This window comes from Stenotrophomonas sp. 96582_Sma, from assembly GCF_056480905.1.
In genome coordinates, this window is the sequence record NZ_CM151122.1 from 2,546,544 (window position 1) to 2,565,576 (window position 19,033).

Here is a 19,033-nt window from a genome sequence, read left to right on the forward strand (position 1 = left end):
AGAGAACCGATGAGCCGCGTCGTTTGTTTCGGTGAACTGCTGCTGCGCCTGGGCGCACCCGGTCGTGAACTGCTGCTGCAGACACCGCAGCTGCAGGTCCACGTGGGGGGCGCCGAGGCCAATGTGGCGGTCTCACTGGCCTGTTTCGGCCACGATGTGCAGATGGTCAGTACGGTGCCCGGCAACGCGCTGGGCCGGCATGCCGTGGCCGAGCTGCGGCGGCATGGTGTGGGCGTGGCAGGTGTGCGTGAAGTCGACCGCGACCGCATGGGCCTGTATTTCCTGGCCACCGGCGCGCTGCAGCGCGCCAGTGAAGTGGTGTATGACCGGGCGGGTTCGGCATTCACCAACACTGCCCTTGCCGACCATGACTGGCCAACGCTGTTGCGTGATGCGCAGTGGCTGCACCTTTCCGGCGTCAGTCCCGCGCTGGGCGCCAATGTGGCCGAATCCGTCTTGAGCGCTGCACGGGCCGCACGCAGGTCAGGCGTGCGTGTGTCCTTCGACGGCAACTACCGACCTTCGCTCTGGCAGCGTTGGGGCGGCAACGCCGCCGCCATCCTGCGGGAGCTGTTCGCAGAGGCGGATATCGTCTTTGCCGACCATCGCGATATCGAACTGGTGCTGGGACTGCGCTTCGCCGAGGACAGCCCCATCGCGCGGACCGAGGCGGCTGCAGCGGCAGCGTTCGCGGCGCTCCCGCACCTGCAGTGGCTGGCCTGCACCCAGCGCGACGTGGTGAGTGCAGACCATCACATCCTGGGCGCGCTGCTGTTGGGACGCGACGGTACCCGTGCGCAGGCCCCCTCGCGGCCATTGCCCGGTATCGTTGATCGCATCGGCGGCGGCGATGCATTCGCGGCAGGCATCCTGCACGGGCTGGCGTCCGGGTTCGATGCAGAGAGCACCGTGCGCTTCGGTCTGGCGGCAGGTGCGCTGAAGCACTCCATTCCCGGAGACTTCAGTCCCGTGCGCGAGGCCGATGTCTGGGCGCTGCTGGAGAGTGACCAGTTCGACGTCCGGCGCTGATCTCGCTCCGCCCTACAGGCCGCTCAGCCTGGCCAGCGGCACACGCACGCCGACCATGTACTTCAGCAGCGCCATGCCGAGCAATGCACCGGGCGTCAGCATTCAACGACGGAAGGCTCCTGCCCGCGATGGCGGCCTGGCAGCACTGGGTGGCGGGATGTTCATGCGATCCTCTCCTGCGGAATTCAGCCCTGCACGAGGTCCTGCGCGCACCTACAGCGTCAGCAGCCACGCTTCAAGCGCCCGGGTGTCGCGCATGTCGCCCGTATAGCGATGATCGGGCACGTGCGGTTCATTCGAACCACGTACCCGCCCACGGAACACCTTCATCGGCACCGAGATCCTGGCCAGCCCGCTGGGCAACCGCTCCGGCCGCACGTCCATGTACAGACTGTCGGCGGAGGTCTCGACGCCCACCTGCACCGCGCCCAGCCGCTTCCAGAGGTCCAATGCATCCAGGCAGGCCGAGCCACAGGAAGCATCGGCCACAACCAGGACCCTGCCCTTGCGCACAGGTCCGGCCTGGCTTGCTGCGGATGCTGGATCTGCGCTGGCCTCGGATGGCTCGCGCCACAAAGCCTCACCCCGGCCGCGAGCCTGCGCCATGCCTGCCGTCACCGATTCCAGCATGCGACGCAGCTCAGGCGACGCGTCGGGCGCCTGTTCCAGCTTCTGCAGGAAGCCGCGAAGCTGGGCGATGTTGCCCTCCGAGGTCCGCCACTCTACCCAGCTGCGGTCGGGCAGCGCATCGACAGCGGCCCGGCCCCAGATCAATCGCGCCAGTTCGATGCTCCATTGCGAAGCACCGCCAGTGTTGCCACGCACGTCCAGCACCACCGTCGGTGCCTGCTGCAGCCCTTCGGTTTGCGGAGCAAGCTGTTCAAGCAGCGCGGTCAGTTCCTTGAAGTTCTGCTCCGCAGGGTCGGCATTGAAGCTGCTGGTGGTGATCCAGTAGCTGCCATCGGGCATCGCGTGCCAGCCGTTGGGGGGACGGAAGCTGCGCCGGGTATCAGCCAAGCGCTCCTTGCGCTGTGCTGCCTGCAGCGGCTGCCACCGCAGTGCATAGGATGTCTCGCGTCCGCCCACCTGGAAAACGCAGGTACGCAATGCAGGCACGTAAGGATTGCCCTGTTCGAGCAGCACTTCACCGCCACCCTGGATGCGGCTGGCCTGCAGGTTCCAGCGCCCGTTGAAGTCACCCACCCGGCGTGCAGCCAGCGTCTGCGCATCGATGCCATCGCAGGCCAGCATTCGAGCCCCCAGCGGCGGATGGCCCGGACCACCATCCACGGTCATGACCACCTGCGCATCGCCGTCGAAGCCGGTCAGGAAGCCCGGCCACTGCGTTGGAAGATCGGGAGCATCGGCAAGCGCGTTGAGGCTGACATGCCCATCGTTGAAGGAGGCCGCATAGCCCTTCATCGTCCACCAGTAGCCCGGGTAGCTGGCGACCTGTTCGGCGCGCGAGCGTGCAAGCGCCAGGGCATCGTCCAGCTGTGCGCCGAAACCAGGATTGCGCAGGTCCACGGCGCCCGGATGGCTGCCGCGCATGGCGGCGTCGGCAGCGTCCAGATCCTTCAACAGCGTATCCGACCAGTCGATCGGCGCGCCTTGCGCGGTAGGTGCCGCAAGCACTGCACCGAGCAACAGCCATGCAATGACCATGGATTCCTCCCTTCCCCGGAACAAACGCCAGTCTCGCAGTTCTACTGCCTGGCGTACCGCGCCCGCCGCAACGGGCGCGGCCTTCCATCAATGCAGCGGCACCTTCAACACCGAAGGCGCATTGGCCGGCGAACTGAAGGTCACCGTGCCACCCAGCTGGCTGATGCCCGCGTACCGCAGGTCCACGGTGTCCACCACCAGGGTCAGGCGGCTGCCGGCCGGAAGGTTCCAGCTGCTGGCTTCCAACCGCAGGTCGATGGTCTTCGCCTGCCCCGGCGTGGCACCACGCAGCGTATAGGGCTTGTGGCTGATCAGCTGGCCGTTGCCCAGCACATCCTCGGCGTACAGGTAGGCGTACAGCGTGGTGTTGGCGCGGCTGGGCGTGACGGTCAAGCGTACCTCCGGCGTTCCATCCAGGCGCTGCGCACTCCACTGGATCGGCCCCTGCCAGACACCTGCGGCGTTGCGGCCCACGAAGGGCACATAGGCGCCCGGCGGCAGGTTGATCATCTGCAATGCACCGGAGGCCATCGCCACGCCGGAATTGGCGGCGGTCAGCAGCCCGCTGCCGATCCGGTAACTCCAGCCGGTGCTGCTGCCGCTCGCGACCAGGCCGCCCGTGGGCAGCAGAAGTCCTTTGGGTGCGCTCAGCGCATAGCTGACAGCGCCGGCATTGGTCGCCTCCCAGTTCGGATAGGTACTCCAGCTGCCCTTCTGCGATTTCAGCTGTACTGCAGGCTGGCGATCGATGCCATTGGCTTCACCCTTGAGGTAATGGTCGAACCAGTCGCCCACCGAATCGTAGACCTCGCTGGGAACACCCAGAGCGCCAAAGGCTTCGTTGAGCGCATGATCGCCATGGCGCAGCTGCAACTGCTTGGGGCCTTTCAACCGGGTGAAGAAATCGACCAGCTGGCCCGGCGGGAACAGGCTGTCGTTGAAGGCGTTGGCGAGGAACACCGCTGGCTGGTTGGCGTTGATCTCATCGATGCTGGCCCCAGGGCTGCGCTGCGCCGCCACCGGCAACAGCGAATCCACCGCGCCCTGGTAGTTGCCGACCAGTACATTGCGATTGATGGTCGTCAGTTCCGGTCCCGGGCGGCCGGTGGCCAGGCCGGCTGCCACCAGCAAGGCGATGCCCTGCGCGCTGGGGGTGTCGTTGCTGTACAGCGAGGCCTGCAGATCGGCCCAGCCACTCAGCGCCGCCACGGCCTTGATGCGTGGATCGCGCGCCGCCGCCAGCAGGCTGGTGCCTGCGCCGTAGGAGATGCCCGAAACACCGATCCGGGCCGGATCGGCGCGGGTGTTGTCCAGCGCCCAATCAATCAGGGCGCTGACATCTTCGACCGTGGCTGGCCCTGCGATGTCGATGCTGCCGCCGGACTCCCAGAAACCCCGCGAGCTGTAGCTGATCACCACATAGCCGCGCCGCGCCAGCGACTGCGCCACCCCCACATACTCCACGCTGGGTACCGCCCAGCTGCTGGGCATCACCAGCAGTGGATAGCGCCCGCTGCCCGCGTCCTGCGGTTCGATGACGAAGGCCCCGAGAGGCGTTCCATCCCAGCTGGGAATGGTCCGGTGGGTGGTCTTGACCGTAGCGGCCCAGGCGGTGGGCGCCAGTCCGGTCAGCAGGATCAACAGCAGCAATACCTTGCGCATCGTCGTCTGTCCCCGTCGGTGGTGGCGCAACGGGTTGGACCGTACCAGTGCGAATGGTGGGTGGCACCTTGCGACGCAACATGACGTTTGCTGCATTGCCGGCCTATGGGATCGATGCTATGAGAGCTGGGCCCCAAGGATGAATGGACGTCATGAGGTCACGCTTCCTGCTCTTCGCTGTACTGGCGCTATGTGCGCAACGAACCGTGATGGCCAACGAGCAGGCGTTCTCCGATGCGGCGGCCCGCGAGGTCTTCCGGCGCGCCGAACAGCTCTGCAACGGAGACCGGGGTCGATTGTGGGGTCAATCCCTGTGCGGGCCGATGATGCTGGTGGATCCAAAGAGCCGGCAGGTCATCGCCTCGCAGGCAGACGCACATGGTGCGCTGAAGGAGCGCGGCGATGTGTTCGCAGGCCAGCTTCCGTCTGATGCGATCGTCGCCAACACCGCCGTGGACTGGTCCGGCACACGCTGGACGCAGCTGCTCTGGCCATTGCCGCAGGACGCGTCCAGACGCAGTACGCTGCTGGCTCACGAAATGTTCCATCGCCTGCAGCCGGCGCTGCCCATCATCGCGCCGGCGGAGGGTGGAAACGAACACCTCGACACGCTTGAAGGACGTTACTGGCTGCAGCTGGAATGGCGCGCGCTTGCGGACGCACTTGAATCCACCGATGCAGTAGCGCAGCACGCTGCGATGACGGACGCGCTCGCATTCCGCGCCGAGCGCTACCGCCGGTTCCCTGCGGCCGCGCAGGAAGAAGCGGCGCTGGAATTGAACGAGGGCCTGGCCGAGTACACCGGCGTGTTCGTCGGCAATCCGACGCCGTCGACACGTATCCAGGCGGCACTGCATGACCTTCGCGCACACGTGGGTGATCGCAGCTTCGTCCGCTCTTTCGCCTATGCCACCGGCCCGGCCTATGGCCTGCTGCTGGACCAGGCGGCACCTGGCTGGCGCGGCGACCTCGCCCACCAGGCTCGCGATCTCGGCACGCGTCTGGCCGAAGTGACGCAGGCCCCATTGCAGCTGGACGCGACCGCGCTGGGAGCGGCTGCCGCGCGCTATGACGGGCCGGAGCTGCACGAAGCCGAAACGCTGCGCGAACAGCAGCGCCTTGCGCAGCTGGAACACAACCGTGCGCGCTTCGTGACAGGCCCGGTCGTGCGCCTGGATCTGCGCAACATGCGCATCCAGTTCGATCCCAACACCATGCAGCCGTTGCCAGGGCAAGGCATGGTGTATCCAGCAATGCGGCTGTCCGACATCTGGGGCAGCCTGGATGTCACCGACGGTGCGTTGCTGCAGAGCGACTGGAAGGTCGTATTCGTGCAGGCCCCGGCAAGTGCTGAACCGCCACTGGAGGGGCCGGGGTGGTCGCTAAGCCTGAAGCCGGGATGGTCGCTGGTGCCGGGAACACGCAAGGGCGACTACGTGTTGAAGACGAACCCCTGACCATCGCTACAGGCAGCGCGATGTCCTAGCACGCCTGCGTTTCATCCACGCGCCCCATGATCTGACACATCTCCAGTGCTTGCGCGCTGTCACAGCTTCGTCGTTTCGCCATTGACCGAAAGACGACAGCTTGTGACGCTTACGACACCGCACGGCCTCCGCGGCCCTGTCATCGCGGTCACGTCCCACGCATTCCGCACTACCCGACTCCGCAGTGTCCTCACATGACCTCGCTCCGGCCCGGTCGTGGCGGGCGGCTGCGTCCTGAATCCTCTGCTGGAGAATCGCAATGCGCCTTGCAGGTTTCTTCTTCGCGTTCGTCCTCAGTACCTTCGCCGGTGCCGCCCAGGCCCAGGTCGTCACCCTCAACAAGGGCGGCTTCGTGCTCACCTACGACTGCAGCATCCACAGCGCCACCCGCTACGAATACACGCTCACCGCCGACACCGGCTCCGCCGCGCGCCCGTCCAGCTTCTACAAAGACCCGGACCTGCCGGCCGGCTGCCTCGGCCAGAACAGCACCGCGTCGTATGCCAGCATCCGCAGCGGCTATGACCGCGGCCATCTGGTGACCTCCAACCACATGGACTACAACGCGACCTACATCCGTCGCGCCAACTACATGACCAACATCGTTCCGCAGGTTTCCAGCTTCAATCAGGGCGTCTGGGTGAAGGCCGAAAACGTGGCCGAGTGCTACCGCGACATCGCGCCGGTGGATGTCTACGGCGGCGTTGTCTATGGCGACGCGTCCAACGATTACTTCCTTGCCAGCCACGGCATTCCCACGCCGGAGTTCTTCTGGAAGACGATCATCACCCGCGACCCGAACACCGGCACCGCCAAGGCGATCAGCTGGATCATCCCGAACGAAGCGAACCTGGGCACCCTGGACAGCTACCTGGTGACCATCGCCGACCTCGAGGAGCTGCTGGGCGCCAGCTATGTGGCGATCAACGCGCCCGCTTCGCTGAAGAACATGCTGCCGGCCACCACCTGGCCGCAGCCGGCGGGCTGTGATCTGAGCTGATCCGCCAGGACGCCCGTGCGGTCGCGAATCCGACCGCACAGGCGCACTTCGCCTGGACAGGTACGGCGCAGTTGGATTCAGTGCTCTGCCACCTGCACCACCACTTTGCCGAACGGCCCCTGATGCAGTGCTGCCAGTGCCGCAGGCAGGCCGGCGAACGAATGCACGCTGTCGATGACAGGCTGCAGGCGCTCGCGTTCGATGAAGCCGTTCATCCCCTCGAAGGCCCGGCGATGGCCAACCGAAACCCCCTTCAGGGTCGCGCGGCGCAGCATGAGAGGAACCGCCGGCATGTGCAGGTTGGGATCCTCGAGGAAGCCGATCTGCAGGATGTGCCCGCCCACTGCGAGCGCCTCCACGCTCTGGGCGAGGTTGCCGCCTCCGAGCAGCTCAAGCACATGATCGACGCCCTGCCCTCCGCTCAGCTCCATCGCTCGCGCGCCCCATGCAGGATGCTGCCGCGTGTTGATCGACGCCCATGCACCCAGCCGTTCTGCAAGGGCAAGCTTGCTGCCACTGCGTGAAGTCACGATTACCCGGGCTCCCAGCCGCTGGGCGAACTGCATCCCGAACAAGGAAACGCCACCGGTCCCCTGCACAAGCACGGTCTGGCCAGGAGCGAGTTGGCCGGCCTCGACCAGTGCAAACCAGGCCGTCAGCGCCGCCACCGGCAACGTGCTGGCCTGCAGGTCAGACAACGAGGGGGGCGTAGCGACTGCCACGTCCTCCGGCAGCACCACATACTCCGCCAGCACTCCCGGCAGCGGACCGCCCAGGGACAGTCCGTGCTGCAGCATCTCGGGCGGAGGCGCGCCATCGAGCCACTGCGTCCAGAAATTGCCCATCACCCGCTGGCCAACGCTGAAGCGTCGCGCTGGGCTTCCGGTTTCGACAATGACGCCGGCCATGTCCGAAGCGGGAACAAACGGGTGTGGCAGCGGACCGGACAACAGTCCGCCGTCGATCACCAGGCGATCGCGGTAGTTGAGCGACACGGCACCGACCTTGACCAGTACCTCACCAGGGCCTGGCCTGGGAATGGGGCGCCGTACGCAGCGCAGGTGAGCAAGGCCCGGGGCATCGAGCTCCCAGACCTTCATGGTCGAAACAGACATGGGAAATCACTCATTGGCGCGCGGAAATGCGCCAGGAAAGTCTATTGACGCATGGATGTGTTCAGTGACGGGATATTGTCGATACACTGAATCCATAAATTCCCCAATTGACGCATATGACCAGCTACAGTGCGGCGCGCCTACAGGGCATCAGTGTGTTCGTCCAGGCCGTGGACGCCGGCAGCTTCACCGCAGCCGGTCTGCGCATGGGGCTGAGCAAATCGGCCGTTGGCAAGAGTGTGGCCACGCTGGAGCGGCGACTGGGCACCCGGTTGCTGGATCGCACCACGCGCAGGCTGGCGCTCACTGTCGAGGGCGCCGAGTTCTACCAGGTCTGCCGGCGCATCCTGGCCGAACTGGACGAAGCCGAATCCAACGCAGCGTCGCGGCGGCAAGAGGTTTCCGGCCTGTTGCGGGTCAGCCTGCCGGTAGCGTTCGGGCAGCGCTGGGTGATGCCGGTACTGATCGGACTGGCGCAGCGCCATTCGCGGCTGCAGCTCGATGTCAGCTTCACCGACCGCAGGGTTGATCTGCTCGAGGAAAACGTCGATCTGGCCGTCCGCCTGGGGCCGCTTGACGACAGCAGCTCGCTCTCTGCCCGCGCGCTCGGCCGCCAGCATGCCGTGATATGCGCTGCACCCGGATACCTGGCGGCACGTGGCGTCCCGGTGCGCGCCGAGGATCTTGCCGGACACGACTGCATCACCTTCGGCCGGCAGGGGCACGCGCTGCCCTGGACGGTGCCGGACGGCTCCGGCGGGCTTGTCCAGCACCGCATTGAAGGGCGCCACCGCATCAGTGACGGCGATGCGCTGCGTAGCGCATTGCTGGCCGGGCTGGGCATTGCAGAAGCGACCACCTGGCTGGTGGGGGACGCGCTGCGCAGCGGCGCACTGGTGGCCGTATTCCCTGCCTCGGGTAGCGCGGGCGCGCCCCTGCATGCGCTCTGGCCTACCACCCGCGACCTTGCTCCCAAGGTGCGTGCCGCAGTGGATGCGCTGGTCGAGGCGTTCGTTCCGTCTCCACCGTGGGAAAATACCCGCTGATCGCCCCCATGGCTGTTGTTTCAAGGAGCTGTAGATGTCCCGTTTCCCCTTCGATGCCGTGCTGTTCGACTGCGATGGCGTACTCGTTGATTCCGAGCCGCTGGTCGCCCGCGTGCTTTCGGAAATGCTGACCGAGCGCGGCTGGCCGCTGACCCCGGCGCAGGCCGGTGAGGTGTTCCTGGGCCAGTCCGTGGCCCATCTGGCCGGCCTGATCGAAGAACGCACCGGCAAGCCGTTCACCGAGGAATGGCTGGAAGAGTTCCGCCAGCAGCGCAACCGCGCGTTGGAACGTGACCTGGTTGCCATCCAGGGTGCGCCCGAGGCGGTGCGTGCGATCGCGGTGCTCACCGGCGGCCGGATTGCCTGCGCGTCCGGCGCCGATCTGCACAAGGTGAAGCTGCAGCTGGGCAAGGTCGGCATCCTTGATGCCTTCGGGGCCCACGTGTTCAGCGGCCAGGACATGCCGCACACCAAGCCGCATCCGGATGTCTATCTGGCCGCCGCCGCTGCGCTGGGCGTGGACCCGAAGCGTTGCGCGGTGATCGAGGACACTGTTACCGGTGCAACGGCCGGTGTGGCCGCTGGCGCAACCGTGTTCGGCTTCAGTGAAGGCGGTCCGCACCACAGTACGCCGGAGGCCCTGCGTGCGGCGGGTGCACAGGTGATCTTCCAGCGCATGGAAGACCTGCCCGCCCTGCTTGCCGCCCATGCGGTCGACGCGGTCGCCTGACCTTGCCTCAGCCCGCAGCGCCGAGTGCGGCGCTGCGGCGCCTTCCGGCGTAGTGCAGCACGAACAGGTAAAGGCCGGTGAACAGTTGCAGGAACAGGGGTGGCAACGGCGAGTAGGTGAGCCACGCCGCAGGCTCGCCCTGTCCCATCGCGCGCACTACGAAGTTGGCGATCACCGCCAGGGTGAACACGATCGAGGTCCAACGATGCACGGGCCGTGCCCAGCCACCGCGGCTCATTGCCGGCGCCTCGCTTCGGAACGGGCTTCGATCATCTTCCAGCCATTGCCTGATGGATCGCGGAATCCGGCGTCCACGGCGCCATAGCGCTCGATCGGCTCCTGGGTGAATTCCACGCCCAGCGCCAGCCATTGCGTGTAGCACGCCTGGCAGTCATCCACGGCCAGCACCAGCGGCGGCATTGCGCCCTTGGCCACCAGCTGCTGCAGCGAAAGCGCGGTGGCCGCATCGTGGGTGGGCGGGCCAGGCACGAACAGGCCCAGCTGGAAACCGTCCTGGCCCGGGCTGCGTACCGTCAGCCAGCGGTAGCTGCCGTTGCGTACATCGGTATGCACTTCGAAGCCGAGCTTGCCGACATAGAACGCGAGCGCCTCATCCTGGTCGCGCACATACAGGCCGACCGTGTTCACAGTGTTCGTCATGGGACCTCCCTCAGGTGGGGTCCACGTTAGCAACCGCCTCGCGGCGACGCTTCTCCAAAACTGCGATCTTCAGGTCCGGTCGCTGTGCGGCACGTGCGTGGCATTCCGGCACGCTGGCCGACGCCGCCTGGCCTGCACGCTCACGCTCACGCTCACGCACATTGCCCGGGCTGTCACCGGTGATGTCACGGAAGATGCGGCCAAAGGTGCCCAGGCTGCTCCACCCGGTCTGCACGGCGATTTCGGTGACCGGCAGGTCGGTGTCACGCAACATCGCCACGGCCCGTTCGATGCGGCGGCTGAGAAGATACCGGTGCGGCGGCAACCCGAATGCCTGCTTGAACGAGCGGGCGAAGTGCGCCGGCGACACCGCACTGACCTCGGCCAGGCGTGTGACTGGCCATTCCTCATGGCTGGCCCGGTCCATCCGGTCCTTGGCACGCAGCAGGCGTCGCAGCAGTTCGGGGCTCTGGTTCACGGCGTCACCGCTTGGGCCAGATGATGGCGTGCTGCGTGCCGTGCCTCGGCGGCCTGTTCGACCACCCAGTCACGGAATGCGATGACCTTGGCGCTGCCACTCCGCGCCGAGGGCGCCACGAACCAGAAGCTGCGACCGTCGCTGGCGACACCCGGATGCGCCTGCACCAGGCGCCCGCTCTCCAGCTCGGCCTGGAACAGGATCGGCGAACCGATGGCGATGCCCTGCCCTGCGATCGCGGCACCGACATCCAGATGCTCGACGGCGAAGGGCGTGACCAGACTCCCTGGTGCCGGCGGTGGAAGGTGCCCGTGCGCGGCGAACCACAGGGCCCACCAGTCCGGCCGACCGAGCAGGGGAATCTCCAGCGCGGTGCTGCCCAGCCCACGGGCCGCCGGCAGCAGCGCCGGCGCACACAACGGCATGAAAACGCTGGGGAACAAGGGCGTGGCCTGCAGCCCAGGCCACTCGCCATTCCCGTTGCGGATGGCGGCATCGAAGTGGCCGGCGGCCAGATCCTGCGGCTCTGCCGACAGGTCCAGTTCCAGCAGGAGCTGCCCATGGCGGGCGCGGAACGTACCCAGCCGCGGCGTCAACCAACTGGTGCCCAGCGTTGGCAGTACGGACAGGCGCAGTCGCGCCGCATCCATGCCAGCGGCGCGCATGAAGCTGGCGCGTAGTGCGTCGAATGCCCGGGTGGCTTCCTGCGCGACGCTGGCACCCACCACCGTCAGTTCCACGTGCTGTGCGTGGCGCAGGAACAGGCAGGTACCGGTCTGGGCCTCCAGCCGCCGCACGTGATAGCTCACCGATGCCGCAGTGGTGTCGAGCTCCTCGGCGGCACGCGCGAAGCTGCCCAGCCGCGCCGCCGCCTCGAAGGCGCGGATGGCGGCAAGCGATGGCAGCTGGCGTTGGGTGACCATAAGTGTGACTTAGCCTGAGCCCCGATATCTGCGTGGTCAATCCCCTTCGTACCCGCAACGATGGGGGCACCTTCGGTAGGGGATCACGCATATGGATCGACGGCAGTTCCTGGTCACCCTGGCCGCCACGGCCGCGTCCACCGCCCTGCCCTCCGGATGGGCCCTGGCCAGTCACAGCGAAGACTGGAAATGGTTGCAGGGCAACTGGCTGGTCCGGCACCAACGCCTGAAGGAGCGGCTGGTGGGCGATACCCGCTGGGAGTCCTTCACGGGCGCCAGCGCGGTCTGGCTCACCCTGGGCGGGCTCGGCACCATCGATGACAACGTCATGGCACTGCCTTCGGGTCCCTACAGGGGCCTGGGCGTGCGTGCCTTTGATCCGGTGTCTTCCACGTGGTCGATCTGGTGGATCGATGGCCGCAATCCTGCCCATATCGAAGCCCCCGTACGCGGCGGTTTCAAGGGCGATGCCGGCAACTTTCGCGGCACCGACCGGATCGACGGACGCCCCATCGACGTGTGGTTCCGGTGGCACGCCATCCACGGCGAGGAGCCGTGGTGGGAACAGGCATTCTCCGACGACGCCGGTGCGCACTGGGAGGTGAACTGGCGCAACTGGTTCCGCCGCACGGCTGCGGCCCCCTCTCCGCTTCCGAAGCTGCCGGATGCACCGGGCGATTTTGATTTCCTGGTGGGCCATTGGAACGTGCGCCATCGTCGCCTGCGCGCCCGACTGGCAGGCAGCGATGCGTGGGACGCGTTCAACGGCACCCTGCACAACTGGCCGGTACTGGGAGGATTCGGCAACGTAGGTGACAATCTGATGGACGTGCCAGGAGCGCCGCTGCGTGGCATGGGCATCCGCGCCTGGAATGCGGCTGAGCGGCACTGGCTGAGTTGGTGGCTGGATGGCCGGGAACCGACCCGGATCGGCGCGCCACTGCTCGGCCGTTTCGAGGCCGGTGTCGGTCGCTTCTTCGGCGAAGACCAGCACGACGGACGAGCAATCCAGACGCGGGTGATCTGGTCACGCATTACCCCGCGTTCGGCGCGCTGGGAACAGGCGGCCTCGACCGATGGCGGACGCAGCTGGGAAACCAACTGGGTCAGCGACTTCGAGCGGCAGGCATGAAGGCGCTGCTGGCCGTGATGCTGCTGGTTGCTGCGTCGCCTCCCGCGTCTCCATCCAGGGTGCTACGGATCGTCGGACCCGCCGAGCGCTTCGCCCCGGGCGTTGCATCCACGCAATACGACGAGATTCGACTGACCTTGAGCCCGGACGGTAGAACCGCACTGTGGTTCAGCCGCAACCGGCCCGGCGGTCCAGGCGGGTATGACATCTGGGTCTCCCGCAACGATGGTCAGCGCTGGCGGCCAGCGATGCCGGTGCCGTTCAACTCGCCGGGGCGCGACTTCGATCCCGCCTTTTCCGCCGATGGCCGCGTGGTGTATTTCTGTTCGGATCGAGCAGGCGGCCAGGGTGGTGACGATCTGTATCGGGTCAGCGTGGGGAGCGACGGCCGATTCGGGGAACCGGTCAATCTTGGCCCCGCAGTGAACAGCGCGGCCGATGAGTTCGCGCCGATGCTCTCACCAGACGCAGCCACGCTGCTGTTCTCCAGCAATCGTGCAGGCGGTGCGGGTGGCCATGACCTCTACGTCGCAGCGATGGTCCGTGGCGTGGCGCAGCCCGCGCGGCCGCTGCCCGGAGACCTCAATACCTCGGCGCAGGAGTTCGATGCCACCTTCCTCGGGGATGGCCGTACTGTGGTCTTTGCCCGCGCTCTCGACTTCGGCAGCGCACCGGTGCGCCAGTTCATTGCCTACGAACGTGGAGGCCGTTATGACGCGGGCCATGCATTGCCCTCGCCCTTGAACGAGGCGTCCAGCGACAGCTACGGCGCGATGCTGGATGGCTCGCAACCCGGCACGTTGACCTATTCGGCGCGGCGTGCGGACGGTGCAGGGTTGGACCTGTACCGCATCCACTACCGGATGAAGCGCCCTTGAAGGCGGATGTTGTCGATTCCCGGCACCCCGGTTCGTCGAGAGGATGAATACCCCAGGAGAAAATGCAGATGCCCTCCCATCAGTCCCTTGCCTGCGCCTGCGGCCAGGTCCGCCTGACCGCCACGGGCCAACCCATTGCCACCGTCGAATGCTGCTGCGACAGCTGCCGCAAGGCCGGCGCCATGCTGCAGTCGCTGCCCCGAGCACCCGAAGTACTGGGCCCGCACGGCCAGACGCTTTTCGTAATGCACCGCAAGGATCGCGTCAGCATCGACGCCGGACATTCCATGCTGCGTGCGTTGCGCTTGTCCAGCAGGGGCGGCAGCCGCCGCGTCCTGGCGGGCTGCTGCAATACGCCGCTGTTCCTGGAGTTCAGTGGCGGCCATTGGCTGAGCCTGTATGGCCTGTTGTGGCCCGCATCGGCAAAACCCGCAGTGGAGATGCGGACGATGATCAGTGATCTTCCTGATGCGTCTGTCCTTCCGGACGATGTGCCGAACCTGCAGACCCGGTCGCTGCGGTTCTATGCACGGTTGATGAAGGCGTGGATCGCCATGGGCTTCCGCAGCCCTCGCATCGAAGTCGCGGGAGATAGCCATGTCTGAGCCCGAGCGGATCGAGATCGAGAGCATCACCACGCCCGGGCACACCCAGCGTGTGGATCGTGCCAAGTATCTCGCCATGCGCCATGCCTTGCTGCAGGCCCTGCCTGCGCAACCTCCAGGCCTGACCGTTGCGCAGGCCAAGCAGGCGCTGCTGCCGCACCTGCCCGCCGCCCTGTTCCCGGCAGGCGCCACCGCCGGCTGGTGGTTGAAGGCCGTGCAGCTGGACCTGGAAGCCAAGGGCGTGATCGAGCGCGTCACGGGCAAGCCGTTGCGCCTGTTCCAGCACCTCGCGGCCGGCTGATCAGCGCTGCGCAGGCAGCTCCAACCGGTGCTTGCGGCACAGGCGATACACCGTCACCCGCGAGATCTGCATCTGCCGCGCGCACTCGGAAACGTTGTAGCCGGTCTGGCGCAGGGTCTGCAGTAGCACATCGCGCTCGGCCTGGCCCCGCGCATCGTGCAGCATCGCCCCAGGCAGGACCGCCACCGATGCGCCCAGCTCCAGGTCACGCTCGCTGATCAGCTCGCCCTCGGCCATGATCGCTGCACGCTGCACACGGTTCAGCAGTTCGCGTACGTTGCCGGGCCATTCGAAACGCCGCATGGCCTGCAGTGCGGCCGGCGCAAAGCCGCGTGCACGCACGATGTGGCGCTGCCGGAAACAGCGCAGGAAGTGTTCGGCCAGCAGCTGCACATCGGCACCGCGCTCACGCAATGGTGGCATGAGCAGGCGCAGCACGTTCAGACGGTAGTAGAGATCGCTGCGGAACCGGCCCTGCGCCACCGCGTGTTCCAGTTCCACGTGGGTGGCAGCCAGCACTCTCACATCCGCCCGCAACGGCTGGCTGCTGCCGACGCGCTCGAAGGTGCCTTCCTGCAGTACACGCAACAGGCTGGTCTGTGCCTCCGACGGCAGGTCACCGACTTCGTCCAGAAACACCGTGCCGCCGTGCGCGGATTCGAACACGCCGATCTGCCGCTTGTCGGCACCGGTGAACGAGCCACGTTCGTGGCCGAACAGCTCCGACTGCACCAGGTTGGCCGGAATCGCACCACAGTTCACCGCAATGAAAGGCCTGCCAGCACGCCCCGACAACGCATGCAGCGCATGTGCGGCCAGTTCCTTGCCTGTACCGGTTTCGCCGGTGACCAGCACCGGCAGCTCCACCGGCGCGAACTTATGCAGCACCGTGCGCACCGCATGCAGCGCAGCGCTTTCGCCAATCAATGCGTGCGGTCCCTGCCCGCTGCAGGTTGCGTCGACAGGCGGATCATCTGCGTCGAACTGCTGGCGCATTGCGCAGACCAGATCCTGCAGGCCGAACGGCAGCGTGAAGCGGGCACGGCATCGCTGCAGCAACGGCAGCCAGGCCGCTGAAGCAGGTCCGCCACCCGGTGGCAGTACCGCCAGCCAGGGTAGATGCTGGTGCTGCTCGATCCACGGTACCAGCAGCTGCAGCGCGACCGCATCGAGGTGGCGCAGATCGAGCACGGCGAGCAAGCGATCGCGCCCGCGCAGGCCAATCGCCATGGCGGGATCGGGACGGATGCTGCGCACATACCAGCCTGCTGCCGCCAGCGCACTGCGTTCGTTCGCCAACGGCTCGCCAAACCAGAGCACGCAACGTGACGTTGAAGCCTCCGGGACCGCTGCCATGCTTCCCCCAGCATCCGGACACCGTCGGCGGACTGTCAGGCAATCACCGGCGTGCCGCCCCCCGCCGGGACCTCTACGGCCACCGGGGCGGCCTTTGTTGGGCGGATCCTAGCGCTTCCCTAAACGGCGGCGCAATGAGCAGTGCGTCAAGAAATTCCTGGCTGAAGCGGCACCGTTGCAGACCGCGACGCCACCTGTAACACGGATGCGACAGTCGCCCGCCGCCCTTGCCCTGCAGTGCCTGGGGCTTCGAAATCCCAACAATTCCACGACGTGCCTGTAACAGCGTGGCAGCAGCCCGGTCAGGTGCGGCACGGTGCCGACATTGGCCGGTGGGCACTTCGAAGTTGGCACGGTTGATGCGTGGTTCCGCCGCACCCATCGCGGGAGATCGGCATGGACGGCTCCACCCTGATTCGCGGCCTGGCCGCAGCACTGGCAGTGGCCCTGCTGTCGGTTGGCGCGGGCGCATCCGCATCCGGCGCCCGCCAAGGCGTGAAGGCACAACCGGGCGAGATCGTCCTGCTGCGGGATGTATCCGCGCGCCCGGCATACCGCATGGCACCGCCGGGCATGGCGCTGATTGCCGACCCGAAGCCGCAGCGCGAGATCGCCACCGCATTGGGTGCCGGCGGCACAACAACCGGCATGGACGAGTTGAGCGATGAGGACTATGCCGGCATGGGCGCCGGCCAGGCCGCGTCCATCGCGGCGCCGGGTGGCACCACCGTTGAACGGGTCACCCAGCAGGCCCTGGGCGGCACGCTGGGCCGCAGTGGCGACGGCATGGTCGGCAGCAATCTGGGGGGAGCCATGAGTGGGCCGCTCGGTGCGGTCGGCAGCAGCACCCGCGGTATCGCCGATACCGTGCGCGGCGCACTGGCCCAGTTCCCGCTGCAGGGCACGGCCCCGGCAGGTGGAAAATGAAGGCGCTGCACGGGTTGCTTCTGCTGCTCGCTGCCGCGCCCTGGGCGACCCGGGCCGATGACTACAGCGGCATGCTCGCCTATCTCGACGTGGCCCGCATCGACGGCCACGCACTTGCCGGAACAAATGGCGCCATCGCCGTGAACCAGGCCGCCGGCGACCTCAACGTGCAGGCCAACCTACGGGGTATCGCCAAGGGTGATCGCGCCGACGTCGCGATCAATGCGCGGCAACTGCAGCAGGGCAACCGCGTGCTGTCCGGGCCGCTGCAGGCCACTGCATTCATTGGCGGTGACGCACTGGCCGGTGCCAGTGGCATCGCATCCATCAACCAGGCCAGCGGCATCGCCAACACGACGCTCAACGTCGTCAGCGCGACGCTGGCCCGACAGGGCATACGCGAAACCGACGATACGGTCTTGGCCGCCGAGGGTTCCGCGTTGGCAGGGGGGCGGGACGACACCGGTCACGGCGTCGCGACGGGCACCCGCAGCGCAGGTGTAGCCAGCACCGCACTGCGGGGATTCGACGGGGTCCTGCAACTCAATCAGATCGCGGGCAACGGCAACGACACGGCCAACGTATTGGGCCTGGTCGTGCAGGACCGCCCGTGACAACCACCCAACCGATGCACCACCTGATGATGAGAGAGGGCACCATGAAAGCGACCGTCAAACAGACCATGCTCGCCATGGCGATTGCCACTGCCTCGACCGCCGCTGCGGCCAATGGCTGGGACAACCAGAACGCCAACGCGAACATCAATCACAACCACACCGTCAGCGAAACCCGCAACGACACGCACAACCACACCGACAACGACGTACGCAACCGCACCGTCAATGTCAATGTGCAGAAACACAGCAACATCCAGGCCGACGAACGCAAGGAAAAGAACAACCACGGCGTCGACGTGAACCTGGAGAAGGACCTGCGGCTGAGCACCGACATCAATTTCTCCGGTGACCCGAACATCACCGGCGACATCGACCTCGACTCGGCGGCCATTGCCGTGATCGACAACCGCCAGTCGATCAGCAACAACGCCACCAGCAACAGCCTGGTCACCAACAGTGCTTCCATCGGTGACAGCGTGGGTGCCGGCGCCTCGGGCAATCTCGGCTTCAACGTGGTGTCCGGCGACAACAACGCGCAGGACAATGCCGCGTCGCTGTCCGCTGCCGATGCATCCTTCAGCTTCGGCATGGCCGACGCTGAGGTGTTCGTCAACCAGGCCGGCTTCGGCAACGCCACCATGAACTCCGGTGTCACCAACGCCGCGGGCCTCGGCGGCAATGCCTTCGGTGGTGCTTCGGGCAACATCGGCGTGAACATCGCCTCGGGCAACAACAACGAGCAGAAGAACGCGCTCGCGGCCTCGGTAGCGACCACTGCGGTGGCGCAGTCGAGCATCAGCTCCAACCAGGTCTCCACCGGCAACACGGTCAGCAACGCCGGCTTCGTGCAGTCCTACACGGACACCGTGCAGGTCGGCATGCGTGGCGGCATCAGCGGCCTGACCCTGGCCTATGGCGCGGGCACCTACCGCGGCACCGGCAACGCCTACCAGATGGCCAACTACTATCTGGATACATGGAATGGCGAGCTGCCACATCCGGGTGGCAACAGCACCGGCCACATCGACCTGGACAACGAGATCCAGAACGCCACGATGAACCCCAACCGGCCGGGAGTGGGCGGCCTGGGCTTCGATACGCGTGAGAGTGGCACCAGCCAGTTCGTCGAACTGGGCGTGGCCGATCTGTACGCCAGCCTCAGCGGCACGGTCAGCACCACGCGCTGGGTGAACGTCAACGCCACCAACACCTCGGCGTTGTCCGGCAGTGCCTTCTCCGGCGCCTCCGGCAACATCGGTGTGAACGTTGCTGCGGGCACCGGCAACCTGCAGGCCAACAGCCTGGCCCTGGCCGTCGCCCAGCCCAGCACCGGCGGCGGTGGCGGCAGCGGCGAGTAAGCGCAACACCCCGGCCGTCCGCCAATGGCCGGGTCCCCGGGAGCCCCTGTTCCTCCTCCCCCTT

The 19,033-nt window shown here is 66.7% G+C and carries 20 protein-coding genes and 1 pseudogene; 13 read left to right on the forward strand and 8 right to left on the reverse strand.

Annotated features, from left to right (window positions below):
* Positions 1 to 9 precede the first annotated feature (9 nt).
* The gene (locus tag ACZK2R_RS11825; protein WP_180837179.1) at positions 10 to 1,029 is read left to right on the forward strand and encodes a sugar kinase; all 1,020 of its coding nucleotides are present in this window, start codon (positions 10 to 12) and stop codon (positions 1,027 to 1,029) included.
* A 213-nt stretch (positions 1,030 to 1,242) separates the two neighbouring features.
* Here the strand turns inward: ACZK2R_RS11825 and ACZK2R_RS11830 are convergent, their stop codons facing one another.
* Positions 1,243 to 2,694 carry a S41 family peptidase gene (locus ACZK2R_RS11830; RefSeq protein ID WP_180837181.1) on the reverse strand — a complete coding sequence of 484 codons (1,452 nt, stop codon included), beginning with the start codon at positions 2,692 to 2,694 and terminating at the stop codon, positions 1,243 to 1,245.
* An 87-nt stretch (positions 2,695 to 2,781) separates the two neighbouring features.
* Positions 2,782 to 4,356, reverse strand: a complete 1,575-nt coding sequence (locus tag ACZK2R_RS11835) for a S15 peptidase family protein (protein ID WP_180837182.1) — start codon at positions 4,354 to 4,356, stop codon at positions 2,782 to 2,784.
* A gap of 152 nt (positions 4,357 to 4,508) precedes the next feature.
* Here ACZK2R_RS11835 and ACZK2R_RS11840 point away from each other — a divergent pair, with 152 nt between their 5' ends.
* The gene (locus ACZK2R_RS11840) at positions 4,509 to 5,813 is read left to right on the forward strand and encodes a hypothetical protein (RefSeq protein ID WP_430541926.1); all 1,305 of its coding nucleotides are present in this window, start codon (positions 4,509 to 4,511) and stop codon (positions 5,811 to 5,813) included.
* A gap of 289 nt (positions 5,814 to 6,102) precedes the next feature.
* Positions 6,103 to 6,843, forward strand: a complete 741-nt coding sequence (locus ACZK2R_RS11845; RefSeq protein WP_180837186.1) for a DNA/RNA non-specific endonuclease — start codon at positions 6,103 to 6,105, stop codon at positions 6,841 to 6,843.
* Between the two features lie 77 nt (positions 6,844 to 6,920).
* Here the strand turns inward: ACZK2R_RS11845 and ACZK2R_RS11850 are convergent, their stop codons facing one another.
* Complete coding sequence (locus tag ACZK2R_RS11850) at positions 6,921 to 7,958, reverse strand: zinc-dependent alcohol dehydrogenase family protein (protein ID WP_180837188.1); 1,038 nt, start codon at positions 7,956 to 7,958, stop codon at positions 6,921 to 6,923.
* A 116-nt stretch (positions 7,959 to 8,074) separates the two neighbouring features.
* Here ACZK2R_RS11850 and ACZK2R_RS11855 point away from each other — a divergent pair, with 116 nt between their 5' ends.
* Together ACZK2R_RS11855 and ACZK2R_RS11860 are read left to right on the forward strand one after the other, a co-directional pair.
* A complete protein-coding gene (locus tag ACZK2R_RS11855; RefSeq protein WP_049401502.1) occupies positions 8,075 to 9,004 on the forward strand; it encodes a LysR family transcriptional regulator in 930 nt (309 codons plus the stop codon).
* Between the two features lie 34 nt (positions 9,005 to 9,038).
* Positions 9,039 to 9,734: an HAD family hydrolase gene (locus ACZK2R_RS11860; RefSeq protein WP_049401501.1), complete on the forward strand. Its 696-nt coding sequence runs from the start codon at positions 9,039 to 9,041 to the stop codon at positions 9,732 to 9,734.
* 7 nt (positions 9,735 to 9,741) lie between these two features.
* On the opposite strand, the gene ACZK2R_RS11865 is transcribed toward ACZK2R_RS11860, so the two are convergent.
* The 4 genes from ACZK2R_RS11865 to ACZK2R_RS11880 are packed head-to-tail and all read right to left on the reverse strand — an operon-like array spanning position 9,742 to position 11,795.
* Positions 9,742 to 9,972 carry a hypothetical protein gene (locus tag ACZK2R_RS11865; RefSeq protein WP_121503346.1) on the reverse strand — a complete coding sequence of 77 codons (231 nt, stop codon included), beginning with the start codon at positions 9,970 to 9,972 and terminating at the stop codon, positions 9,742 to 9,744.
* Entirely contained in the window at positions 9,969 to 10,394 is a 426-nt protein-coding gene (locus ACZK2R_RS11870; protein WP_180837190.1) for a VOC family protein, read from the reverse strand. The genes ACZK2R_RS11865 and ACZK2R_RS11870 overlap by 4 nt, the downstream gene beginning before the upstream one ends.
* Positions 10,395 to 10,404: 10 nt before the next feature.
* Positions 10,405 to 10,872 carry a helix-turn-helix domain-containing protein gene (locus tag ACZK2R_RS11875; RefSeq protein WP_180837192.1) on the reverse strand — a complete coding sequence of 156 codons (468 nt, stop codon included), beginning with the start codon at positions 10,870 to 10,872 and terminating at the stop codon, positions 10,405 to 10,407.
* Complete coding sequence (locus ACZK2R_RS11880; RefSeq protein WP_180837193.1) at positions 10,869 to 11,795, reverse strand: LysR substrate-binding domain-containing protein; 927 nt, start codon at positions 11,793 to 11,795, stop codon at positions 10,869 to 10,871. Before ACZK2R_RS11880 ends, ACZK2R_RS11875 begins: the two co-directional genes overlap by 4 nt.
* Before the next feature lie 91 nt (positions 11,796 to 11,886).
* On the opposite strand from ACZK2R_RS11880, the gene ACZK2R_RS11885 reads away from it, so the two are divergent.
* The 5 genes and pseudogenes from ACZK2R_RS11885 (at position 11,887) to ACZK2R_RS11905 (ending at position 14,711) form a co-directional block, all read left to right on the forward strand.
* Positions 11,887 to 12,927 carry a hypothetical protein gene (locus tag ACZK2R_RS11885; protein ID WP_180837195.1) on the forward strand — a complete coding sequence of 347 codons (1,041 nt, stop codon included), beginning with the start codon at positions 11,887 to 11,889 and terminating at the stop codon, positions 12,925 to 12,927.
* On the forward strand, positions 12,924 to 13,805 hold the full coding sequence (locus tag ACZK2R_RS11890; RefSeq protein ID WP_180837197.1) for a TolB family protein: 882 nt from the start codon (positions 12,924 to 12,926) through the stop codon (positions 13,803 to 13,805). The genes ACZK2R_RS11885 and ACZK2R_RS11890 overlap by 4 nt, the downstream gene beginning before the upstream one ends.
* Before the next feature lie 68 nt (positions 13,806 to 13,873).
* Positions 13,874 to 13,942: pseudogene (locus ACZK2R_RS11895) on the forward strand (GFA family protein); the annotation flags it as partial.
* A gap of 45 nt (positions 13,943 to 13,987) precedes the next feature.
* Positions 13,988 to 14,410 (forward strand): GFA family protein, encoded by a 423-nt coding sequence (locus ACZK2R_RS11900; RefSeq protein WP_258015734.1) that lies wholly within the window; start codon positions 13,988 to 13,990, stop codon positions 14,408 to 14,410.
* On the forward strand, positions 14,403 to 14,711 hold the full coding sequence (locus ACZK2R_RS11905; protein ID WP_180837201.1) for a DUF6958 family protein: 309 nt from the start codon (positions 14,403 to 14,405) through the stop codon (positions 14,709 to 14,711). Before ACZK2R_RS11900 ends, ACZK2R_RS11905 begins: the two co-directional genes overlap by 8 nt.
* On the opposite strand, the gene ACZK2R_RS11910 is transcribed toward ACZK2R_RS11905, so the two are convergent.
* A complete protein-coding gene (locus ACZK2R_RS11910; protein ID WP_180837203.1) occupies positions 14,712 to 16,067 on the reverse strand; it encodes a sigma-54 interaction domain-containing protein in 1,356 nt (451 codons plus the stop codon).
* A gap of 396 nt (positions 16,068 to 16,463) precedes the next feature.
* Between ACZK2R_RS11910 and ACZK2R_RS11915 the strand changes: the two genes are divergently transcribed.
* Genes ACZK2R_RS11915 through ACZK2R_RS11925 form a run of 3 tightly spaced genes read left to right on the forward strand, consistent with a single transcriptional unit; the run spans position 16,464 to position 18,969 of the window.
* On the forward strand, positions 16,464 to 16,994 hold the full coding sequence (locus tag ACZK2R_RS11915) for a hypothetical protein (protein WP_164079503.1): 531 nt from the start codon (positions 16,464 to 16,466) through the stop codon (positions 16,992 to 16,994).
* Positions 16,991 to 17,608: a hypothetical protein gene (locus ACZK2R_RS11920; RefSeq protein ID WP_180837205.1), complete on the forward strand. Its 618-nt coding sequence runs from the start codon at positions 16,991 to 16,993 to the stop codon at positions 17,606 to 17,608. The genes ACZK2R_RS11915 and ACZK2R_RS11920 overlap by 4 nt, the downstream gene beginning before the upstream one ends.
* Positions 17,609 to 17,652: 44 nt before the next feature.
* Positions 17,653 to 18,969 carry an adhesin gene (locus ACZK2R_RS11925; protein WP_180837207.1) on the forward strand — a complete coding sequence of 439 codons (1,317 nt, stop codon included), beginning with the start codon at positions 17,653 to 17,655 and terminating at the stop codon, positions 18,967 to 18,969.
* Positions 18,970 to 19,033 lie beyond the last annotated feature (64 nt).

Bases quoted from the DNA above. Each gene is read 5' to 3' on its own strand.
- ACZK2R_RS11825 (WP_180837179.1), top strand. From the start codon at position 10: ATGAGCCGCGTCGTTTGTTTCGGTGAACTGCTGCTGCGCCTGGGCGCA.
- ACZK2R_RS11830 (WP_180837181.1), bottom strand. From the start codon at position 2,694: ATGGTCATTGCATGGCTGTTGCTCGGTGCAGTGCTTGCGGCACCTACC.
- ACZK2R_RS11835 (WP_180837182.1), bottom strand. From the start codon at position 4,356: ATGCGCAAGGTATTGCTGCTGTTGATCCTGCTGACCGGACTGGCGCCC.
- ACZK2R_RS11840 (WP_430541926.1), top strand. From the start codon at position 4,509: ATGAGGTCACGCTTCCTGCTCTTCGCTGTACTGGCGCTATGTGCGCAA.
- ACZK2R_RS11845 (WP_180837186.1), top strand. From the start codon at position 6,103: ATGCGCCTTGCAGGTTTCTTCTTCGCGTTCGTCCTCAGTACCTTCGCC.
- ACZK2R_RS11850 (WP_180837188.1), bottom strand. From the start codon at position 7,958: ATGTCTGTTTCGACCATGAAGGTCTGGGAGCTCGATGCCCCGGGCCTT.
- ACZK2R_RS11855 (WP_049401502.1), top strand. From the start codon at position 8,075: ATGACCAGCTACAGTGCGGCGCGCCTACAGGGCATCAGTGTGTTCGTC.
- ACZK2R_RS11860 (WP_049401501.1), top strand. From the start codon at position 9,039: ATGTCCCGTTTCCCCTTCGATGCCGTGCTGTTCGACTGCGATGGCGTA.
- ACZK2R_RS11865 (WP_121503346.1), bottom strand. From the start codon at position 9,972: ATGAGCCGCGGTGGCTGGGCACGGCCCGTGCATCGTTGGACCTCGATC.
- ACZK2R_RS11870 (WP_180837190.1), bottom strand. From the start codon at position 10,394: ATGACGAACACTGTGAACACGGTCGGCCTGTATGTGCGCGACCAGGAT.
- ACZK2R_RS11880 (WP_180837193.1), bottom strand. From the start codon at position 11,795: ATGGTCACCCAACGCCAGCTGCCATCGCTTGCCGCCATCCGCGCCTTC.
- ACZK2R_RS11885 (WP_180837195.1), top strand. From the start codon at position 11,887: ATGGATCGACGGCAGTTCCTGGTCACCCTGGCCGCCACGGCCGCGTCC.
- ACZK2R_RS11890 (WP_180837197.1), top strand. From the start codon at position 12,924: ATGAAGGCGCTGCTGGCCGTGATGCTGCTGGTTGCTGCGTCGCCTCCC.
- ACZK2R_RS11900 (WP_258015734.1), top strand. From the start codon at position 13,988: ATGCTGCAGTCGCTGCCCCGAGCACCCGAAGTACTGGGCCCGCACGGC.
- ACZK2R_RS11905 (WP_180837201.1), top strand. From the start codon at position 14,403: ATGTCTGAGCCCGAGCGGATCGAGATCGAGAGCATCACCACGCCCGGG.
- ACZK2R_RS11910 (WP_180837203.1), bottom strand. From the start codon at position 16,067: ATGGCAGCGGTCCCGGAGGCTTCAACGTCACGTTGCGTGCTCTGGTTT.
- ACZK2R_RS11915 (WP_164079503.1), top strand. From the start codon at position 16,464: ATGGACGGCTCCACCCTGATTCGCGGCCTGGCCGCAGCACTGGCAGTG.
- ACZK2R_RS11920 (WP_180837205.1), top strand. From the start codon at position 16,991: ATGAAGGCGCTGCACGGGTTGCTTCTGCTGCTCGCTGCCGCGCCCTGG.
- ACZK2R_RS11925 (WP_180837207.1), top strand. From the start codon at position 17,653: ATGAAAGCGACCGTCAAACAGACCATGCTCGCCATGGCGATTGCCACT.